Annotated in this window: 13 protein-coding genes and 5 pseudogenes; 8 read left to right on the top strand and 10 right to left on the bottom strand. The window is 71.0% G+C overall.

What is annotated here, in order from left to right:
- Positions 1 to 51: 51 nt before the first annotated feature.
- Positions 52 to 2,100, top strand: a complete 2,049-nt coding sequence (locus ACZ5XZ_RS32445) for a sensor histidine kinase (protein WP_468984626.1) — start codon at positions 52 to 54, stop codon at positions 2,098 to 2,100.
- Positions 2,093 to 2,806, top strand: a complete 714-nt coding sequence (locus ACZ5XZ_RS32440) for a response regulator (RefSeq protein ID WP_468984624.1) — start codon at positions 2,093 to 2,095, stop codon at positions 2,804 to 2,806. The genes ACZ5XZ_RS32445 and ACZ5XZ_RS32440 overlap by 8 nt, the downstream gene beginning before the upstream one ends.
- Here the strand turns inward: ACZ5XZ_RS32440 and ACZ5XZ_RS32435 are convergent.
- From ACZ5XZ_RS32435 to ACZ5XZ_RS32415, 5 genes are all read right to left on the bottom strand, one after another.
- Positions 2,769 to 5,069 (bottom strand): M14 family zinc carboxypeptidase, encoded by a 2,301-nt coding sequence (locus ACZ5XZ_RS32435; protein ID WP_468984622.1) that lies wholly within the window; start codon positions 5,067 to 5,069, stop codon positions 2,769 to 2,771. The genes ACZ5XZ_RS32440 and ACZ5XZ_RS32435 overlap by 38 nt on opposite strands.
- A 121-nt stretch (positions 5,070 to 5,190) precedes the next feature.
- Complete coding sequence (locus ACZ5XZ_RS32430) at positions 5,191 to 5,292, bottom strand: ALQxL family class IV lanthipeptide (protein WP_220377855.1); 102 nt, start codon at positions 5,290 to 5,292, stop codon at positions 5,191 to 5,193.
- A gap of 5 nt (positions 5,293 to 5,297) precedes the next feature.
- Positions 5,298 to 8,096, bottom strand: coding sequence for a class IV lanthionine synthetase LanL (lanL, locus tag ACZ5XZ_RS32425; protein ID WP_468984619.1), 2,799 nt, complete (start codon positions 8,094 to 8,096; stop codon positions 5,298 to 5,300).
- Between the two features lies 1 nt (position 8,097).
- Complete coding sequence (locus ACZ5XZ_RS32420; RefSeq protein ID WP_468984616.1) at positions 8,098 to 9,204, bottom strand: radical SAM protein; 1,107 nt, start codon at positions 9,202 to 9,204, stop codon at positions 8,098 to 8,100.
- A 776-nt stretch (positions 9,205 to 9,980) separates the two neighbouring features.
- Positions 9,981 to 10,256 carry a hypothetical protein gene (locus tag ACZ5XZ_RS32415; RefSeq protein WP_468984613.1) on the bottom strand — a complete coding sequence of 92 codons (276 nt, stop codon included), beginning with the start codon at positions 10,254 to 10,256 and terminating at the stop codon, positions 9,981 to 9,983.
- Between the two features lie 113 nt (positions 10,257 to 10,369).
- Here ACZ5XZ_RS32415 and ACZ5XZ_RS32410 point away from each other — a divergent pair, with 113 nt between their 5' ends.
- On the top strand, positions 10,370 to 11,464 hold the full coding sequence (locus tag ACZ5XZ_RS32410) for a hypothetical protein (RefSeq protein WP_468984611.1): 1,095 nt from the start codon (positions 10,370 to 10,372) through the stop codon (positions 11,462 to 11,464).
- Positions 11,465 to 11,471: 7 nt separating this feature from the next.
- Here ACZ5XZ_RS32410 and ACZ5XZ_RS32405 read toward each other — a convergent pair.
- From ACZ5XZ_RS32405 to ACZ5XZ_RS32395, 3 pseudogenes are all read right to left on the bottom strand, one after another.
- Positions 11,472 to 12,881, bottom strand: a pseudogene (locus ACZ5XZ_RS32405) (amino acid adenylation domain-containing protein); the annotation flags it as partial.
- A pseudogene (locus ACZ5XZ_RS32400) lies at positions 12,881 to 13,441 on the bottom strand (EamA family transporter); the annotation flags it as partial. The pseudogenes ACZ5XZ_RS32400 and ACZ5XZ_RS32405, both read right to left, overlap by 1 nt.
- A gap of 247 nt (positions 13,442 to 13,688) precedes the next feature.
- Positions 13,689 to 13,817 (bottom strand): annotated as a pseudogene (locus ACZ5XZ_RS32395) (FTR1 family protein); the annotation flags it as partial.
- 141 nt (positions 13,818 to 13,958) lie between these two features.
- On the opposite strand from ACZ5XZ_RS32395, the gene ACZ5XZ_RS32390 reads away from it, so the two are divergent.
- Positions 13,959 to 14,423, top strand: coding sequence for a hypothetical protein (locus ACZ5XZ_RS32390; RefSeq protein ID WP_468984608.1), 465 nt, complete (start codon positions 13,959 to 13,961; stop codon positions 14,421 to 14,423).
- 226 nt (positions 14,424 to 14,649) lie between these two features.
- On the top strand, positions 14,650 to 15,459 hold the full coding sequence (locus ACZ5XZ_RS32385) for a hypothetical protein (protein ID WP_468984606.1): 810 nt from the start codon (positions 14,650 to 14,652) through the stop codon (positions 15,457 to 15,459).
- 65 nt (positions 15,460 to 15,524) lie between these two features.
- On the opposite strand, the gene ACZ5XZ_RS32380 is transcribed toward ACZ5XZ_RS32385, so the two are convergent.
- Positions 15,525 to 15,917: a tyrosinase family protein gene (locus ACZ5XZ_RS32380; RefSeq protein WP_468984604.1), complete on the bottom strand. Its 393-nt coding sequence runs from the start codon at positions 15,915 to 15,917 to the stop codon at positions 15,525 to 15,527.
- A 20-nt stretch (positions 15,918 to 15,937) separates the two neighbouring features.
- Between ACZ5XZ_RS32380 and ACZ5XZ_RS32375 the strand changes: the two are divergent.
- Together ACZ5XZ_RS32375 and ACZ5XZ_RS32370 are read left to right on the top strand one after the other, a co-directional pair.
- Positions 15,938 to 16,966: pseudogene (locus tag ACZ5XZ_RS32375) on the top strand (MFS transporter); the annotation flags it as partial.
- Between the two features lie 322 nt (positions 16,967 to 17,288).
- Positions 17,289 to 17,716 (top strand): annotated as a pseudogene (locus ACZ5XZ_RS32370) (transposase); the annotation flags it as partial.
- Positions 17,717 to 17,723: 7 nt separating this feature from the next.
- Here ACZ5XZ_RS32370 and ACZ5XZ_RS32365 read toward each other — a convergent pair.
- The gene (locus ACZ5XZ_RS32365; protein ID WP_468984601.1) at positions 17,724 to 18,251 is read right to left on the bottom strand and encodes a hypothetical protein; all 528 of its coding nucleotides are present in this window, start codon (positions 18,249 to 18,251) and stop codon (positions 17,724 to 17,726) included.
- 459 nt (positions 18,252 to 18,710) lie between these two features.
- On the opposite strand from ACZ5XZ_RS32365, the gene ACZ5XZ_RS32360 reads away from it, so the two are divergent.
- Positions 18,711 to 19,355, top strand: a complete 645-nt coding sequence (locus ACZ5XZ_RS32360) for a LysE family translocator (RefSeq protein WP_468984598.1) — start codon at positions 18,711 to 18,713, stop codon at positions 19,353 to 19,355.
- Positions 19,356 to 19,492: the final 137 nt, after the last annotated feature.

Below are 19,492 nucleotides of genomic sequence, written 5' to 3'. Positions count from 1 at the left end.
GTGGAGGCAGGCTTTCTGTACACCGTGCGGCGGGGCCGGGAAACTCGTGGGATGGCAGGTGTTCACGGTTGGCCGGTCCGCGCCCTCGCCCTGTGCGGCGGACTCGGACTGCTCTACGCGGTGCCCGCCGGCGGCATCTGGATCTCCGCCGAGCGGACGCTGGCCTGGAGCCTGGGCGCGGTGCTGCCCTGCTATGCGGCCGGGCTGTTCCTGTGGTGGCGCGCTCCGGCACACCCGGTGGCCCGGCGGCTGGTGACGGCCGGCTCCTGTGCGGCACTGGGGCTGGTCGTCCGCTTCACGCTGGCGCTCTTCGTCGAGCCGTCGGGCTGGCACCCGCCCACGCCGCTGGTGTGGACCGGTGTGCTGGTGGCCAGGACGCTCGACGTGGTCGTGAGCGTGCTGCTGGTCCGCCTGGTGGCGCTGCTGCCGGACGGGCGTCACCGGTACGTCCACGAACGTGTCCTGCTCAACGCGTTGTGGCTGCTGACGCTCTGCCCGCCCGCCCTGATGGCGTCGGACATTCCCGAACCACAGCTGTCCCGGCTGCTGGTGCAGCCGGAGGCGTGGCTGCCGGCTGTGGGCGCGGGCCTGCTGCTCCTCCGGTCCCTGCTGCCGGCGCGGGACCGCGGTGCCCGAAGCAACCGTCTGACGCTGGTCGCGGCGGTGGCGTTCGCCGTACTGCTGGGGCGCGGCTCATCGCGGCTGTTCCGGATGTGGCAGGGAGAGACGGGAGTCGCGTACTTCATCGGTGCGGTGCTCGGGGCGCTGCCCTATCTGCTGATCTCGGTCGGCGTGGTGTACGCCGGGTTCCGGCATCTGCTGCCCGGCATGGACATCGCCCTGCGCAAACCCGTGGTGTACGGGCTGCTCTGGCTGATCATCGGCGGCTGGTATCTGGGCACCACCACCGCGTTGGGCCTGACGGCGGGGCAGTACCTGCCCATCGGTCTGGCTGTCTTGGTGGCGGTGAGCGCGACCATGCTGTTCCAGCCGGTGCGCGGGCGGCTCAACCAGCTCGCGGCGCGCCGGGTGTTCGGGGCGCGCCCCTCCAACTTCGAACTGCTCGTGCAATGCGGCACCACGCTGGAACACGCCTACGACGTGAAACGGCTGGCACCGCAACTGGCGACCAGCCTGCGGGAGGGACTCAACCTGCGCTGGGTACGGGTCGAGCTGGGCGCGGCAGAATCCGGGGACGGGCCCTTCGCCGTGGCGACGGCCGGCTCCCGTACCGCGGGCGATACCGGCTCACGGGCCGGGGTGCGGCTGCGGCACGGCGAGGAGATCCTCGGGTCCATCGAGTACGGGCCCAAGAACGAGGGCTGGTTCACCCCCGAGGACCGGGACCTGGTCGAGACCCTGGCCAGACAGGCGGCGCTCGCCGTGCACAACGCCCGGCTCACGGCCGAACTGTCGGCGCGGGTCGACGAGGTCCAGCGCCAGGCGAGCGAACTCGACGCCTCACGGACCCGGATAGTGCAGGCACAGGACACCGAGCGGCGACGCATCGAACGGCAGCTGCACGACGGGATCCAGCAGGAACTCGTGGCGCTGGTAGCGAAGTTGCGGCTGGCGCGCAATCAACTACGCGGCAACGGCGGCACCGTGGACGGCACCCTCACCGAGATCCAGGAGGACGCCGTCCGGGTCATCGACGAGTTGCGGGAGTTCGTGCACGGTATCCACCCCCCGGTCCTGACCGACCAGGGCCTCGCAGCCGCGGTGACCTCCCGGGCCCGCCGGCTGCCGATCCCCGTCACCGTCCATGTGGAACCCACGGTGTGCGCGCGGCGTTTCGCGCCCGAGATCGAGGAGTCCGCGTTCTTCCTGGTGTCCGAGGCGCTGACCAATGTGCTCAAACACGCGGACGCGACCCGGGTGACCATCCGGATCTCGCACGTCGAAGCCGCCCTGCTCCTGGCCATCAGTGACGACGGAGTCGGCTTCCCCACCGGTTCCCGGCTCGGCTCCGGGCTGACCGGGATGCGCGACCGGATCGAGGCGGTGGGCGGGGAGCTGTCCATCGAATCCCGGCCCGGGGGCGGCACGACCGTCCATGCACGGCTCACCGAGCGGCGGAGGGAAACAACCCATGCCTGACCGGAACGCACCCGGCGCGACCGCCCCCGAGCGGCTGCGCATCGTCATCGCCGAGGACCACTATCTGGTCAGGGAGGGCACCCGCAGGCTCCTTGAGGACACCGGCGAGGTCGATGTCGTTGCGGCGGTCGGTACGGCCGGGGAACTTCTCGACGCGGTCGAGCGGTTCCGGCTCGACGCGGTCATCGCGGACATCCGGATGCCTCCCGACCACCACACCGAAGGCATCACCGCCGCACACGCCATCCGGGCACGGCACCCGGACACCGGCGTGGTCGTCCTGTCGCAGCACGCCAACGAGCAGTACGCCTTCGCCCTGTTCCAGCGCGGCACGGACGGCCTGGCGTATCTGCTCAAGGAGCGGATCGGCGAACTCGATCAGCTGCTGCGGGCCCTGCGCGAGGTGGCCGCGGGGCGCTCGGTGATCGATCCGCGCATCGTGGAGGTGCTGGTCGGCAGCCACATCCGTACCACCGACTCACCGCTGGCCCAGCTCACCCGCCGCGAGCTCGACGTACTGCGGCAGATGGCGCAGGGCATGAACAACCGGACCATCGCCGAGTCGCTGTCGCTGTCGGAGTCGACCATCGAGAAACACGTGAACTCCACGTTCGCCAAGCTGTGCCTGGCGGAGGAGTCCCAGCTGCACCGCCGGGTCACCGCCGTGCTCACCTATCTGCGGCACGGCCCGACCGGGCCGGCGTGAACGCGGCGCCGCGCGCCGGCCGGGCGCATACCTCGCCCAGGTCCACCCGCTCACCCCGCCCGACCCGCACCTCGGCGACACCGAGGGTGCGCCCGGCGCGGTCCGAGCAGCTGAGGGAGTACGACTCCGAGGGGCCGTGGGTGGCGGGCAGCGGCGACTGGAAGGTCACCCGGCCCGTCCAGTCGTCGGGGTCCGTCTCCGTCTGGTCGTAGTTGACGACGACGGCGGTGTAGCGGCCCGCGGAAGGGTCGAGGAGGACCGCCTGTTCGGAGTTGGCCCCGCCGGTGACGGACTGGGCCACGGGACGGCCGTCCGCGTCGAGGACGTAGAGGTCCCAGTCGGTGCGGGGCGACGTCCAGGACACCGACACGGTCATCCGGCCGGCGTCGGCCTGCGGCGGACCGAGGACGATGAACGGGACCCGGTCCGCGGCCGGGTCCTTCGGGAACCCGGTGTTCTCGGGCGGCAGACCGGGCGGATTGGCGAGTTCGGCCACCGGCTGGGCCGGGCCCTGCGGGTCCCTTCCGTAGCGTCCCGCGACATACGGCCGGGTGGAGGGGTTGACGGACCAGGTGAACCGGCCGCCGGGGGCGACCAGGTCCGACACGAGCGTGTCGGTGACCTGGAGCGGCGGCCCGGTCGAGCCGTCGGCCCCGCGCACCGGCGAGGTCGGGGTCCGGAAGGTCTTGTGGAGCCGCAGCCGGTGGCCGCGGGGCGCCGTGCCGGTCAGCGTCGCGTGCCCGGCCGGGTCAGCGGTGTGGGCGAGCAGATCGAACAGCGCCCGGCGGACTCCGCCCTTTCCCGCGCCGGCCGCCGGCCCCCTGCCGGTGTACTCGGCCACCACCGCGTCCGCGTACGGACCATGGGCCCTGGCGGGACCGATCTCCAGGGTGAAACCGAAGCCTCCGGTCGCCCAGTAAGACCAGTCCTCCGTCATGCCCGTCGCCTCGTACAGCCTCCAGGCCGGTTCACTGAGGTAGCCGGTGCGGGAGGCCAGCCGCGCGCCCAGGGCCCGGTAGGCCGGCTCGTCCAGCGGCGGACGGGTGTCGAGGGCTCCCGGCGGGCGCAGCACCAGATTGCCGTAGGTGTGCAGGGAGACGAGGTCGGTGACCTGCCGGGTGGAGACGAGATGGCGGACATTGCGGGTCTCGGGCTCGGAGAAGGGAGCGGGGCCGCGGTAGTGGTCGGCGTACCACTGCGGGTCACCGCCCACACCGCCCCAGAACCCGGCGTAGTTGCGGTTGAGATCCACACCGCGGTCGCGGCCCGCGGGGTTGGCCCCGCACGCCCCCGAGGCGTGGGAGGGCGGGGCGTCCACGGCGCTGCAGTTCTTGCGCTTGTTCTCGTAGTCGAAGCGGGTGAAGTCACCCAGCGGCGGGGCCTCGCGGGAGACCGAGAACCCGTCGGGGTTCACCACCGGGACGATGACGGCACGGGTCCGGTCGAGCAGGCCCCGGACCCGCGAATCCGTGCGGTAGCCGCGCACCAGCTCATAGGCCCACTCCAGGGCGATCTCACCGCTGGGCCATTCGGTCGCATGGTGCAGCCCCAGGGTGAGCAGCACCGGTTTGCCGTCGGCGATGTGCGGCGCGTGGCTGCTCACCTCGACTCCGGAGACGTCCCGGCCCTCGACCGTCGGGTCCGGCAGAACGAAGGAGCGCACGAGGGACGGGTGGGCGCGGGCGAGTTCCTTGAGCTCGTACTCGTACTCGTACAGCTGGCGGTAGCCGGACCGTCCGGACGGCAACGCAGAGCTGTGTGGAGCGGCGCCTTCGGTGTGAGCGGCGGCGGGTGCCGGGCCGCTCCCTGGAGGCTGCGCCAACAGGTCGACACGCAGCGACACCGTGCGCGCGGGCCCCAGCCTCCGGCAGCTCTGCACCACAAGGTGCCGGCCCCCGGCGACGGCGGTCTCGGCGAGTTCACGGCTGCGGGGCGCTGCCGAGGCCGCCAGGAGCGTGCCGCTGTCCGCGTCGAAGACGGCGATGTCCCAGTCGCCCTCCGCCCCGGAGAGGGGCGCGAGCCGGGCGCGCAGCACTCCGTCCGCAGTGGCGGTCACCGGGCGCGCGGCCACGCCCGGTGTGTGCGGGGGCAGCAGGGCGGTGTGGCACGGCCGGGGCACCGCCCGCTCGGCGGACAGGACCTGCCGCGAGGAGGCGGCCGGTGCGGGGGATGCCGGCGCGAGCACGGCGAGGAGCACCACACCGCTCACCGCAGCCGCGAGCCTGGCCCGTACCGCCCTGCCGGAAGGATGCCGTGTCCCCATGTCCCGCTCCTGTCGTGTCGCCGTGCCGGGCCCGCGCCGGTCCGCGGCCGGTGCCCCCATGAAGGCACCCACCGCTCCCGCCGTCGGAGGGCGGGAACGGTGGGCCGAAGGTGCCGCTGCGTCAGAAGGTGCTGCAGCACGAGCACGCGGTCGGCGGCGGCCAGGCGCCGCTCTCGGCGGTCTCCTCCTCCAGGAGCTGGAGAGCGTTCACGTCGAACTCCATGATGTTCACCCCCTCTCCGCTGTCCGGCGGTGCTGGACCGGCACGGCCGTTGCCGTGCCGGAGTCTTCGTCGCCGCGCCCCGTGAAGGAACGCGGCTGCCACAGCCGGGGCCCGCCGTGCGTGAGGCGCAGCAGGAAGGCGAGGACTCCCGACAGGCCGGTGTTGAAGTCGGCCCACACCTCTGTCCCGCCGTCGTCCGGCAGGACGACACGCCCGTCCCGCAGGACATGACGGACATGGATCCCTGCCGCGAGCTCTCCCGCCCACTCGCGGTAGGTGTCCGTGCCGCACGCCTCGGCGAGGTCGAGCAGGAACTCCCCGTCGCCCGCGAGACCGTGGCACTGAGCGGTGCCGACGTGCCAGCGGGAGCGGCGGACGGCGACGGCGGCCCCGTGTGCGGCCTCCCGGAAGGCGTCCTCGCCGGTCTCCTGCCACATCCGCACCAGGAACGTCCCCACACCGGAGGAGCCGCTGCACCAGTGGGTCTTGCGGGGGCTGTTCTTCTCCCCGCTGCGCCAGTACGCGGCGCCCTCCGCCACCTCGGCCAGAGCCAGCAGGGTCCGTGCGGCCTCGGCCGCCAGCTCCCCATACGCGGCGGTGCCGGTGGCCCGCGCCGCCGCAAGCAGGAACGCGCCGATTCCGGCGCCACCATGGGCGAACCCGTAGTGAGTGAGGTCGGACGGGCTGGCCAGGAGTTCCCCCGGCACGGGCCATACCACGGAGCCCTCCTGGTGGACGGCAGCTGCCGAGAGATGGTCGGCTGCCTGCCGCGCCCGGTCGAGGAACCGCTCATCTCCGGTGGCCTCCCAGAACCGCAGCTGGGTCATGCCCGCACCGGCCACCCCGTGGCAGATGTCGGGACCGGGCCAGCGCACCGGAACCCGCACCGCCAGCTCCTTCGCATGGGCCAGCAGCGCCGCGTCGCCGAGAGTTACGGCCGCGTCCAGCAGGGCCCAGGCGGTCCCGGACCTGCCGTAGTACAGCCCCGGAAGGGTCCGTGGCTCCCGCCCGACCTGTCGGCTGATCCACCGGGCCGCCTGTTCCACGGCCGTACGCAGCCCCGGATGCGGCTCATCGCAGTGGGCACGGACGAGCACGCTGAGGACACCCGCCGCACCGTGCTGGACGTTGAACGCCTCCGTCGCCGCCCCCACCGCGCCGGTGGGCCACAGCCGCTCCGCGTGCTCCGGGTCCATGGTGACGAGGAGATGGTCGAGGCCGTCCGAGACGAGCTGCTTCAGCCCGTGGCCCGCGAGACCGCGCGCCGGGGCGAGGCCGCTGGGCGACCTCTCGTCGACGGCCGTCTCCGCCAGCCGGTCCAGGACCTCGTCCACACCAGGTCGCAGCTCCGGGTCCTGGTGAAGGAGGTCCAGGATCAGCGGGGCGAGCCGGTGCGCCGCCGCGTTGCCGGACGACAGGCGTAGCAGCCAGGCGGCGAGGCGTTCGCCGTACGGGCGGGTGGCCGGTGCGTCGGCGGCGAGCAGCGGATCGACGCCGCTGACCAGGTAGAAGAGGGTGGCACCGAGGCTGTAGAGGTCGGATGCGGGGCGGGGCGCCGCACCGATGCTGGGCGCGGTGCTCTGCTCGGCGCCGGCGTATCCCGGTGTGTAGATACGGGTCGTGGGTTCGCCGGGCCGGGCGAGCATCTCCAGGTCGATGAGGCGCACCTCGCCGCTGCCACCGATCATCACGTTGTTGGGGTTGAAGTCCCGCAGCACCCACCCCGTCGTGTGGACGGAGCGCATGACGCCGGTCAGGCCGCGCGCCAGGTGCAGGGCGTCTGCGAGGGGGATTCCCCAGGAGCCCCCGTCGTCGAAGACGAGGTGGTCGAGCACCCACTGACGCAGCGTCGTGCCGGGAACGGCCTCCTGCACGAGGAACATGTCGTTCTGCTGCTCGAAGACGCAGACCGGGCGCGGGGTGTAGCCGCTGTCGGCGAACAGGTCCAGCATGGCGGCCTCATGGCGTCGCCGGTCGCGGACGTCCTGTCCGGTCAGGGTCGCGGCGGTGTGCGGGCGTGCCTGCTTGACGATGACGGGGGCGCCGGTCGCCTGGTCGGTGGCCCGGTAGACGCCGCCGGCGAACGCGTGCCGAATCACTTCATGGACCAGGTAGCGGCCGTCCAGCAGAACCGGTTTGGGGGCCGGAGCCGCGGCCGTACCAGGCGCGGGGGCCTGCTCCACAACGAAGGGGTCACGGGGCGCCCAGGGCGGCGGGCAGAACCACGGTTTGCGCCGGTCACGCACGAGTGAGCCGTCCGGAGCGATCAGCATCGCCTCGTGCATGCCGTCGTCGCTCAGGGCACGTACACCGCTGAACACTCCGTACCGGTAGTGGACCAGGCTGCCCGGAAAGCACGGACGGTCGGAGAGGACACCCGGCCCCGGCAGCCCCTCGGTGGCGCGGTGCAGCTGCTCCGCCAGGGCGCGCAGCCCGTCGTCGTCGCACTCCGGATAGACGGTGAGGAACTTGCCTCCGCCGCCCCGGTCGTAGCGGTGCGACACCAGCTCCGCGGCACGGCCGACGGTGCCGGCGAACTTGAACCTGCACCGCCGGCGTACGAGCACCTGTGCGGCACGGGACAGGACCAGCGGCGCGGACAGCGGAGTCGCGGAGATGTGCAGCTTCCAGCCCTGCACCCTGGTGGGCTCGTCGACGGGGGACACATAGCACCAGAAGTCCCCCGGGCGGACGCGCCATGCGCCGCCCTCGTCCTGGTGCCGGGAGCACACCGACTTCACGACATCGACGAGGAAGGCGTCGTCGCCCGCGCGTCGTGCGTCCCGCGGCGGCATCGAATCCATGTCACTGACCTCGGTTTCCATCAGCCGGGGAGGGGAGATCGTGGGGTACGAAGGCGGGCCGCCGGTCGATACGGGCACGGACCGCGTCCGAGCCGAAGCGGTAGTCGATCCGCCGGGCGGCCTCCGCCCAGTCGCGCACGGTCCGTACCGGGGTGAGCGTCCGCACCACGAACGGGTCGCTCCACCGGGAGACCGCGCGCTGCCAGAGCACGTCCGGGGGGTCCGTGAGGAGATTGCCGACCGTGCCTTCGTAGACCGGCATGGCCCGCACCGCGCCGTCGGGCTCCACCTGGATCGCCTGGAAGTCGAGGCCCCGCGCGATCTGGCCCGGGTGCATCTGCAGATGCAGGTTGTCGGTGACCAGGACGAGCACGGACGACGGGGCCAGCGCGGTGAGCCGCTGGTGGAGCGGCACGCCGGAGAGTTGGGCCATCTGTGCGTCGGAGAGCAGCTCATGGTCCGCGAAGCCGGTCCGACTGGCGAGTCCGGCCGGGATCACCGCGCCGAACGACAGGATCCGCATCTCGGGAAAGCGTGGCGCGATCCGGGTGCAGAACTCTTCGAGCCGGTCGAAGTTGCTGCGGACCACCACGCAGTCCACACCGAACTGGACGGGCCGCACGCCTTGTTCGCGGCGGGCACGCGAGGTCCGGTCGAGGAGGTCGAGCGCGTCGAGCGCCCGCTCGAAGGACCCCACCCTGCCACGGATCCGGTCGTGCACCTCCGCGGTGGCGCCGTCCAGGCTCACGACGACGCGGTGGCACACGTCCGCGAGATCGTCCAGCATGCCGGGAGTCAGTCGCCATCCGCCGGTGTACAGCACCACCTGGACACCGGAGTTCGTCAGCCGCGCCGCGATCTCGGCGATCCTGGGCACCAGGAGGGGCTCGCCCCCGGCCAGGGAGACCACACCGGGCCGCAGCGCGACGATGGCATCCGCGATCCGCAGCAACTCCTCGTGACCCGGCTGCTGGGCGGGGCGCCGGCCCGACTCCGAGTAGCAGTGGGTGCAGCGCAGCGGGCACGCGTAGGTGAGGTCCCAGATGACGTCCCTGGGCCCGGTGGAGCCGGGCTTCGGAGCCGTCGTGGCATCGGCCGGACCGTCCATTGCCTGAGTACCCCCTTCCTGAGGGATCGTGGGGCGATGTCCCCTGTCCGTCATGGTGCTCACGACTCTGTGCGTTGCCTTAGTCCGTCCTTAGGGCGCCGGCATCGCGAAACGGGCCTGACGGGCGAAGCCCAGGTCAGACGCCTCGTCCCGGGCGTCCGGAAGAAGCCGAGCTTCTTCGGCGCATACGACACCAGCGGGCTCTTCGTTCGCCGGTGGCACTGAACTCACACCGTGCGACCTGCTGAAACGGCGAATGTGACTGCCGTCGAGGGAGCCTTGGTCCGTCAATGGTCCGAATCTTGACGTCAGCTTCGGGGCGAGCCTCGGTTGGCGCGACGGCGGCGAGCAGCCGAGCCCGTGGTCGGCCGGTTCGGCCTGGACACCGCCAGGCGGTTCCATTTCACCGCCCGTTGCTCGTCAGCCACGAAGGGATCATCCGCACGCCTCAGGACGGACCGAGGCCCGGGCGGCCCGGCGGTCCACCAGCCCCCACGCCCCACGCCGCTTCCCGCCGGTAGCGGGCCCGCATTCGACTCCCTCGACGTAGTTCACGAGGCTGGTCAGTCGACCTTCGCCGTCCCTTTGTGGCCATCTCTCCAGTGAAGGGCGCTTCTTGGCGGTACACGCGCGAGTCTTCGTCCGTGTACGTCTCTTTGAAGGATCGGCTCTGAAGTCCCAGCGAGAAAGGGAGCCGCCATCGGCTGCCACCGACTCAGCAGAAGCGGACGGCCATCACCGGCCTGAGAAGTGGAACGTGCCGCTGAGCACGACGCTCACTCAAGGGCCAGGTACTCGGGTGACGGGTAGGCTAGTTCGGGGTGTTCCACCACGTACCGATCGCCGTGAATCGCCAGCATCGCCCAGTGCCACGCCTCATCGTGAAACAAGAGCCCACGGTACGGGGCGTCGTCTGGCTCGTACGGGTACTGCTCCAGGGCAGCTTCCCGCGCCTGCGTTGGCGTGAGCCCACCATGGTGCCGCATCACCCACTCGTAGCCGCGCCGCTCGGACCGCAGACAGTCGAGGTAGTCCACCTCACTCCACTTCACGGCCTCCACACTAAATGCCCGCCCCGGACCTGCCCCTTTCTCGCTCTGTGTCATTATGCGGACGCGTCCCCAGAGGAGCGGGCCGCGGTCTACTGGTGGCCAGGGGGTTGGGGATGGGTGCGGGTACGGAGCCGGACGGCTCGTCCAGATCCGACGAGGAGTGGGAGCGGTTTCTGCGCGAGTCGGTGGCCGGTGCCGCCGACGCGCCCAAGGAGCCGTCGGCTCGGGCCCGCGACGTGGCAAATCGGCTGCGCGCGGAGCCCGGCCGCGGGCTGGACGGCTGGCGCAGCTACACGCCCGCGCGGCCCAAGCGACGCACGGGCTGGTACGCGGCTGGGTTGCTGGCCTCGCTAATTTTGCTGGTGGTGGCGCTCGCGCCGGGGCGAATAGTGGGCCTGTTCGCCGGCGCTGACTCCCCGCCGCTGGCGGCCGAGACCGCCCGCCCGACTCAGGCCCCCGCGGTGACGGCGGCCCAACGCCCCACCATGGACGAGCCGTTCCGCGGCTCGCCGGCGGCGAGCTGGGCGAGCGGAGCGGCCGGGATCACCGTGCCGAAGGCCGGGGCGGTCGGCTGGATGAGCGCCGCCGAGGTCGAGCGGGCCCTCGCCCGCAGCCGGGACTTCCTCGTCGCGTCCGGCCTGGACCGCGGGGTGCTGCGGGGCGAGCGCCCGGAGAAGGCGATTGCACTGATCAACCCGCACCAGAAGGACGTCCAAGACCTTCTGAAAACCGCTTTCCGAACCCCGAGCGAGAAGGACGACCCCCTCCTCCTCTTCAGCCGCTTCCAGCCCTCCCGCACCCACCTGGTCGGCGACGTCGTGAAGACCCGTGGCCGGCTCACCTACCGGGAGGGCGAGCGCGGCGCACTCCAGGTGACCGCCGACGTCACCTTCGTCTACCCGGTCACCCGCGCGGACGAGGGCGGCAACGACGAGATCGTGCGCACGATCGTCCGGCGCGAGCTGGTCCTGAGCTGGGACGACCCTGACAAGGTGATCACCGAGCCGGGCACGTTCTCGATCGTCTCGTACAAGTACGACATGACCAACGGCGGCTGCGGCGCCCCGACGGGCTACTTCACCCCTCCCTTCGGCACGGATCGCCAGGGGGACCAGGCCGGCACGGAGATCGACCCGTACGACCGCAGCGTGCCGGTCGGGCGGGGCGAGCCCTCTGGGGACGAGTGCGGGAGGGCGACGCGGTCCTAAAGGGGGTTGCAGCTTCCTTGGGGTTCAGCTCCATGCAGGCCACCAGGTTCTGAAAGCCGGTCCGCTCGTCGTCGGTGACGATCGCGGCCGCATGCCGCACCCCAGGGATGCTCCTCGATCGCCAGCGCGATCTCGTCCAGCTCGACGCGGTAGCCGCGCAGCTTGACCTGGTTGTCGGCCCGGCCCGCGAACTGGATGGTGCCGTCAGGGTTCCAGTACGCCAGGTCGCCGGTCCCGTAGAGCCGCTCGGTCGGGACGAACGGCGAGGGGATGAACCGTTCCCGGGTCTGCTCGGGACGGTGCAGGTAACCGCGGGCCAGTTGGATGCCGCCGATGTACAGCTCGCCGGTCTCACCGATGTCCACCGGCGCCAGGTTCCGATCGAGGATGAAGCACTGGGTGTTGTCGACCGGCACACCGATGGGGACCGTGCCCGAGCCGTCGTCGGCCGCGTCCGGGTCGACCAGGCACGCGGTGGCGTTGATGGTGCATTCGGTCGGCCCATACAGGTTGACCAGCGACGCCCACGGGAGATCGGCGGCGAAGGCCCGTGCGAGCCGCCAGGAGAGTGCCTCACCGCCGGAGAACACCCGTCGCAGCGTGGTGCACCTGTGGAACTCCTCGGTGTCCAGCAGCGCTTGCAGCAGGGTGGGCACGCACTGGAGTGCGGTCACCTCGTTCTTGACGACGGCCTCGATCACGGCCTCGGGGTCCCGGTAGATGCCCGGAGTGCCCATGACAACCCGGCCGCCTACCGCGGGGGCGAGGACTCCCACTGCGCCGCGTCGAAGCTCATCGGCGTCTTCTGCAGCACCGTGGTGCCCTTGCCCACGTGTCCGTAGGCGTGCATCCAGCGCATCTGGGACATGATGCTGCGGTGCTCGACCATCACGCCCTTCGGCCTGCCGGTGCTGCCGGAGGTGTAGATGACGTAGGCCAGCGCATCCGGCCGCACCGTCGCCGGGCTCACTTCAGCGCGGTCCGCCGCGTCGGCCAGGGTGACGACCCGCGTCCCCGGCGGGGCAAGCTCCGCGACGCGAACCGCCAGGTGGTCCTGGGTGACGATCACCCGGGTGCGGCTGTCCTCGATCATGTAGCGCAGCCGGTCCTCCGGGTACTCCGGGGACAGCGGCAGATAGGCGGCCCCGGCGAACAGGATGCCCCACACCCCGGTCATCAACTCCAGGGACGGCTCGACGTACAGCCCCACGCAGTCATCGGAGCCGACACCCAGATCCCGCAGGCAGGCGGCCAGCCGACTGCCCGCCTTCTCCAGCTCCCGGTAGGTCAGGCGCTGGTCGTCGCAGACCACCGCGACGGCCTCGGGCTGCACCTCGGCCTGCTCCCTGAGCAGGCCCGTCAGGCAACCGCCCAGATGAGTGCTGTGTATTCGTGCGCTGAACGGCGCGGTCGCCATCACAGCTCCCCTCGGCCGGACGGTACGTGCTGGGACGCGCGCGTGACGGGCGGCTCCTCGGCCGGTTCTTGGACACTGCGCGGCTGCCTGGGCTGCGCCAGGACAACCGCCGCGACGACGGCTGCGGCGCCGGTCATCTGCAAGGGCGTCAATGCCTCGCCCAGGGTGACGTATCCGAGGGCCGTCGCGGCCAGCGGGCTGGCGAACCCCAGGATCGACACTGCCAGTGCGGGCAGCCGTCCAATGCCCCGGAACCAGATGGCGTAGGCGAACAGGGCCCCGATCACGCTCAGGTACGCGAACCCGGCGATGTTCGTGCCGTTGATGCGGCCGGGCAGCCCTTCGGCGACCAGCGTGACCGGCGCCAGAACGAGACCTCCGACGGCCAACTGCCAACCGGTGAAGGTCACAACGCCCACACCCTCCGGGCGGCCCCACCGCTTGGTGAGCACGATGCCGGACGCCATGCAGACTGCGCCCGCCAGCCCGGCCAGAACGCCGACGGCATCCACACCCGCCTGCGGCTGCAGCACCAGCAGCGCCACGCCCAGCACACTAAGTGAGGTGAGCCTTACCTAACAACCTCACTGGTCGGTTTTTGCTCGGGCGTCCGGAGTGATCGACTCGTGTCCCTCGCGCGTCGCCACCGACCGGGCTGCTGCCGCCACGGCCGCGTGAGGCAGCCGAGCCGGGGCCGCCACGACCCGTTCCGGATCCCGATCAATGCGGAGGCGTAGGAGGCGCGTTACAGGCGCCGCGGTGCAGGATTGATGGACGCAGCCTGTCGACCATGTCGTGGGTCGGATGTACGTCGATCGACCTCGTTGCCACCATGGAAGTGAGGGCCAGGGTCTGGTCCAGCTTTCCGTGCAGCTCGGCCTTCAAATGCCGGGCGGTGCGGCGCATCCAGAAGACCATCCAGGTCACCAGGGCCATCTCCGCCGCAGCTGCCCGTGAATGTGATCCAGCTACTAGCGATACGGGGCGGGGGTATGGTCCGATCGTGGGCAGCGGCCGACCCTCCCCGGGTTTGGGCTGATCGTGAAGGAATAAGGAAAAAGGAAGAGGCACGAGGCAGTGACGAGCAGCGGACAGCTCAGCAAGCGGGCGCTCGCCCGGCTGCTGGCTGCGTGCGCGGTGCTGTTCGGGCTCTTCCTCATGCACGGCGCACCGGCCGGCGCGGCCACCGGCTGCCACGGGTTCATGCAGGAGCACGCTGCCGCGCCTCTTGACCACGCTGATCACGGTGGGCACAGCGCTGCAGCCGAGATGAGCCCAGGCATGAGCCCGGGCAAGTCCTCTGCCTCGGCGCACGTGGCCACACAGTCCATGACGGGCGAGCACGGGACCCAGTGCGTGGCGACTCCCGCTCGTGACCGCATCCTGCTGCCGACGGTATGGCTCCTGGCCGCTGTGACCTTCGCGGGCCTCACGGCGTGGACACTCGCGCGGCGGCATCCGGCCGCAGGGCAGGCGGGGCGGCGCGGTCCACCGGGGAACGGTCGCGACCTGCTGTTGGCGGTGGGTGTAGCGCGGAACTGACAGGCATCTCGCCCGTGCCCGCTTTTCGGGGCTTCGGGCCACGTGTCCTGATCAGTCGCGCGCCGGTGCGGCACGCACACACCGAAAGTTCTGCTTCATGTCGTTCACTTCTCGTTTCTCTCCCCGTCTCTCTCCCCGTCGTCGCGGCCTGGCAGTGGCCGGTACGGCCGTTGTTCTCGCGGTGACGCTGGCGGCCTGCGGCTCGCCGAAGGAGTCCGACCCCTCCATGCCGGGCATGGACCATGGCTCCCAGCCCACGGCCTCGTCGTCGGCGCACGACCACTCCTCGATGCCGGGCATGGATCACGGCAGCATGGGCGACGGCCTGGCCGACACCAAGGACGGCTACAAGCTGACCTCCGCCGCCACCGAACTGCCGGCGGGCAAGGGCACCACGTACAGGTTCAAGATCACGGGCCCGGATGGCAAGCGGGTCACCGGCTTCGCCGTCGACCAGACCAAGCGGCTGCACTTCTACGCCATCCGCTCGGACCTCACCGGCTTCCAGCACCTGCACCCCACCATGGCCGACGACGGCACCTGGACCGCCGACCTTGCGGCACTGAAGCCGGGCACCTGGCGGACGTACGCCTCCTTCACCCCGGACAACGGACCGGGCAAGGGGAAGGGCCTCGTCCTCAGCCGTACCGTCACCGTCCCCGGCGACGCCAAGAAGACCCCGCTGCCGGCGGCCACCACCGGCGCCGAGGTCGACGGCTACACGGTCACCGTCAAGGGCGATGTGACGGCCGGCATGACCCACCCCGTGACCGTCAGCATCAGCAAGGACGGCAAGCCGGTCACCGACCTTCAGCCGTACCTGGAGACCTACGCCCACCTGACCGCCTTCCACGAGGGCGACCAGGCGTTCGCCCACCTCCACCCCGAGACCAAGGCGGAGGGCGGCAAGGGCAGGCCGAGGCCGGACCTGGCGTTCCAGGCCATGCTGCCCAAGCCCGGCAACTGGCGGTTGTTCCTCCAGTTCCAGACCGGCGGCAAACTGCACACCGCAGCGCTGACGCTGCGCGTCGGCTGACACCGGCGGCTGGGGCGGCGGGCCAAACGCCGCCCCAGCCGTCAGGTGCGACAGGTGAGGTCAAGTCAATCGGCTCCTGGGGCCGAGCCTTGTGACCGCCATGGAGGTCGCGCGACGGGGCCGCCGCGGTGCGGCTCTTGGCAGGAGTAGCCGAGGACAGCGACGTCCTTGACGTCCGTCGCGCCGAGGACAGTGACGTCCTTGACGTCCGTAGTGGTGCCCCCTCCAGCAGAAGACGACCACCAGGCGGCCAGCCCGGCGTCCGCTCCGGTCACATTCGGCATGCCGCTGTGCGTGAGCTCCCACTTGTCCCGGACCCGGTCCACGTGCGCATGGATCAGCCAGAAGATCGGGTCTTTGGCCGCGGTGGGCGGGCTGGAGACGGTTCCGTCGCACCAGTCGTGCACATTGTTGTGGGCGACGATCTCCCGGCCGTCCGGTCTGCCGTGATCGTTCACGTAGTCCCAGTAGGGAAGCCATGCAGTTTCCCGGTAGGGGAGCCATGCAGTGGCTCAAGGCCGAGGAACGAGGAGGACAGATGAATTCTTCCGCGGCTCGAAGCGGACCGGACACCGCCGTGGCGACGCCGGGGTGGCGGAGGTGGCCGCTGTACGCGGCCGGGTTCACTACCGCGTTCGGTGCGCACGGCATTGCGGCCAATCTCGGCGGGTACACCGAGAGCCGCCATGCCTCCCTGCTGGCCCTCGGTGGTCTGCTCGCCCTCTACGACGGTGCGGAAGTTGTGCTCAAGCCGGTGTTCGGCACCCTGGCGGACCGGATCGGGGCGCGCCCGGTGCTGCTCGGCGGCCTGGTCGGCTTCGCCGCCGCATCGGCCGCGTTTGCGCTCGCCGGTGACAGCGGCTGGCTGTGGGCGGCCCGGCTGGGACAGGGCGCCGCCGCCTCCGCGTTCTCCCCGGCCGCCGGCGCGCTGGTCGCACGGCTGAATCCCAAGGCCCGGCACGGCCGCGCGTTCGGCTCCTACGGCTTCTGCAAGGGCCTTGGTTACACCGCGGGACCGCTGCTCGGCGGCGTGCTGGTCGCGTGGGGCGGCCTGTCGCTGCTGTTCGCCGTCATGGCCGTCCTTGCCGCGGCCGTGACGCTCTGGACCGTCGTCGCGGTGCCCACCGCTCCGCCCCTGCCTCGGGCCCGGCAGACCGTGCTGGACCTGGCCCGGCGCCTGAGCGAACCGGGATTCCTGCGGCCGACCGGTGCATTGGCCGCCGCCACTGCGGCGCTTTCCGTGGGTGTGGGCTTCCTGCCGGTGTCCGGCGCGGCTGCCGGGCTGGGGTCCGTGGCCACCGGCGCCGTGGTGTCCGTGCTCGCAGCCTGCGCCGCGATCGTCCAGCCCCGGGCGGGTCGCGCCCTGGACACCGGACGTATCACGGCGCGCCGTGGCATCGGCGCGGGACTGTTGCTCACCGCCGCGGGGCTGGCCGCCGCGATGCTGCCCGGCGTGGCTGGAGTGGTACTGGCCGCGGTCGGCGTCGGCGTGGGTACGGGGCTGATCACGCCGCTGGCGTTTGCGGCGCTCGCCGCCGCCACACCCCCCGAGCGTCTCGGGCAGACATGGGCGCCGCCGAAATCGGCCGCGAACTCGGCGACGCAGGCGGTCCGTTGCTGGTCGCCGGAATCGCCGCCGCGTCCACCCTCAGCACTGGCTACGCCGCCTTGGCCGTGCTGCTGGCTGCCGCACCACTGGGCCGGCGCACGCAACGCGCGCCGCGTGACAGGCAACGGGGTGACAGGTGAAGAGGGTAGCCGTGGTGGGTGCGCAGGCAGCGCAGCGGGTGGACGGTCACGTGCGGGCGTAGGCGGGCGGCCGGTGGTGGGAGGGATCGAAAATCCACCTCGTCGTCGACCGCCGAGGGTTGCCCCTGTCGGCCGGTGTCTCTGCCGCGAGTCTGCACGACAGCCAGGCCCTCATCCCGATGGTCTGCGGCATCCCACCCATCCGCTCCCGCCGCGGCCCCCGACGTCGACGGCTCTGGAAAACTACACGGAGAAAAGGCTACGACTATCGTCACCTGCGGCGATGGCTGTCCTCTCGCGGCATCCGGCACCGCCTCGCCCGCAAGGGCATCAAGTCATCCCAACACTTGGGCAAACACCGCTGGGTCGTGGAACGGACCGTGTCCTGGCTGTCCGGCTGCTGACGCATCCACCGCTGCTACGAGCGCAAGCCGGAACACTTCGACACTTCTTGGCTTTCACCGCCATCGCCGCGACCTTCATATGCCACCGCCGCCTCACCAACTGACAACGGCTTACAGTTGGTCCCCCACGCTGGCTGGATCCGGAGGGTGCATCCCACCTCCATCCTTGATGTCCTGCTCGCAGGTTCGCCGGTCGTAGGACTGGTCATTGGGAATCAATAGCACCCCGGCCACCCGTTCAGGGTGCTCGATGGCGAGCCAGTCGTCGCCCGTGTGATCCCCGCCCGGCCCGAACGCCTCAGAGGAATAGACCGTCCGACACATCAACGCCACGCGTTCCTTGTCGACCGCGCAGGCGTCCACTGCAGGGCCGTCTATCTCGTCGGCGCCGTTGAAGCGGTAGTGGAAGTGGACTTGGTCGCCTTCGGAGGGCACCTGCGGGTGGGGCTCAAGGCGCCAGTCCACGACCTCGGCGGTGGCGCCGAGAGGCCGACCTGACGTGTCGACGACCTGCACCCTGACACCGGCCTCACCGCGCTCTGCCGTCGTGTCGGTACAGCCCCAGGGCGAAGAGCAGCCGGATAGGGAGAGAATTACCAGGGCCAACGGAGCAGCGGCCCGTGCCCGTGCGGGGAACACTCAGATGCCTCCAGTCAGGGGGATCGGCGCAGCGTATCCCGGAGCCTGAAGCCCACGGATGACGGCAACGAGCACCCACGACTGCGTCGGCCTGTTGACACTCCTGAACACCGTGTGCGTCGGCCCCTCCTGCGCCTGAGCCGCTACCGTCCGGGGCGCCGGAAGAGACAGTCCGGATGGCCGGTCGGGCGAGTGAGACCGGCCAACGGCTGCCTTCACGTCGGCGCCCCTCACCCCGAACAGTCGATTCGCGACACCTGCCCAGCGGCCGCGCGCACCTCCCGGACCACTTCGGGCGGCCTGGGAGGCACGTGCGAGTGGTCCACGGAGGCGCTCGCTCGCCCCTCCGCAACCACCGGGGCGCCGTGCGGCTGATATCGGCATGCGGATGAGCCTAGAGCCGATGGTCCGCCATCTGTTTGTATGCCCCCGGGCAACATTTCAGGAGGTGAGGGGCACATGGTGTCCACGGAGAGCATCCTCGCGTTCGCGGCGATGTCGCTGTTGGTGATCGTGATTCCGGGGCCGAGTGTGCTGTTCGTGATCGGCAGGGCCCTCGCACACGGCCGCCGCACCGCGCTCGCCACGGTACTCGGCAACCTGATCGGCTCGTACGCCCTGGTGATCGCTGTGGCGTGGGGACTCGGGGCGCTGGTGGAGACCTCGGCGGCGGTGTTCATGGGGGTGAAGCTGGCGGGAGCGGCGTACCTCGTCTACCTCGGCGTGCAGGCGTTCCGGCACCGCAAGGAGATGCGCGCGGCGGGCATGGAGGCACCGGTGGGTGAGCGGCGCGGCGATCTGCGCACGATCCTGGACGGTGTTCTCGTGGGCGTCACCAACCCGAAGGGCATCGTCTTCTTCGCGGCGGTGCTGCCGCAGTTCGTGGATCACTCCACGGGACATGTCCCCCTCCAGATGATGGCGTTGGGCCTGGTCCCGGTCACCATCGGCATGGTCACCGACACCCTGTGGGGCCTGGGCGCCTCGGCGGCCCGTTCCTGGTTCGCCCGCTCGGACCGCCGCCTTTCGATGGTCGGCGGGGCGGGCGGCTTCGCGATGATCGGCCTGGGCGTGACGGTGGCGGCGACGGGCCGGGCCGACTAGGGCCTGTCCGATGGGTCATGGCCGGGGCCGCGGTGTCTGGTGCGGCACCTCGCGGCGTTGCCGAAACGTCCCGATAGCTCCGCTATCGAGACGCTCCGGCGCCTTGCGATGCACCGCACCAGACGCCGCGGCCTTTC

This window comes from Streptomyces sp. NPDC033270, from assembly GCF_055576575.1.
Note: the sequence above shows the minus strand (reverse complement) of the source record. Positions and strands in the feature narration are given on the sequence as shown.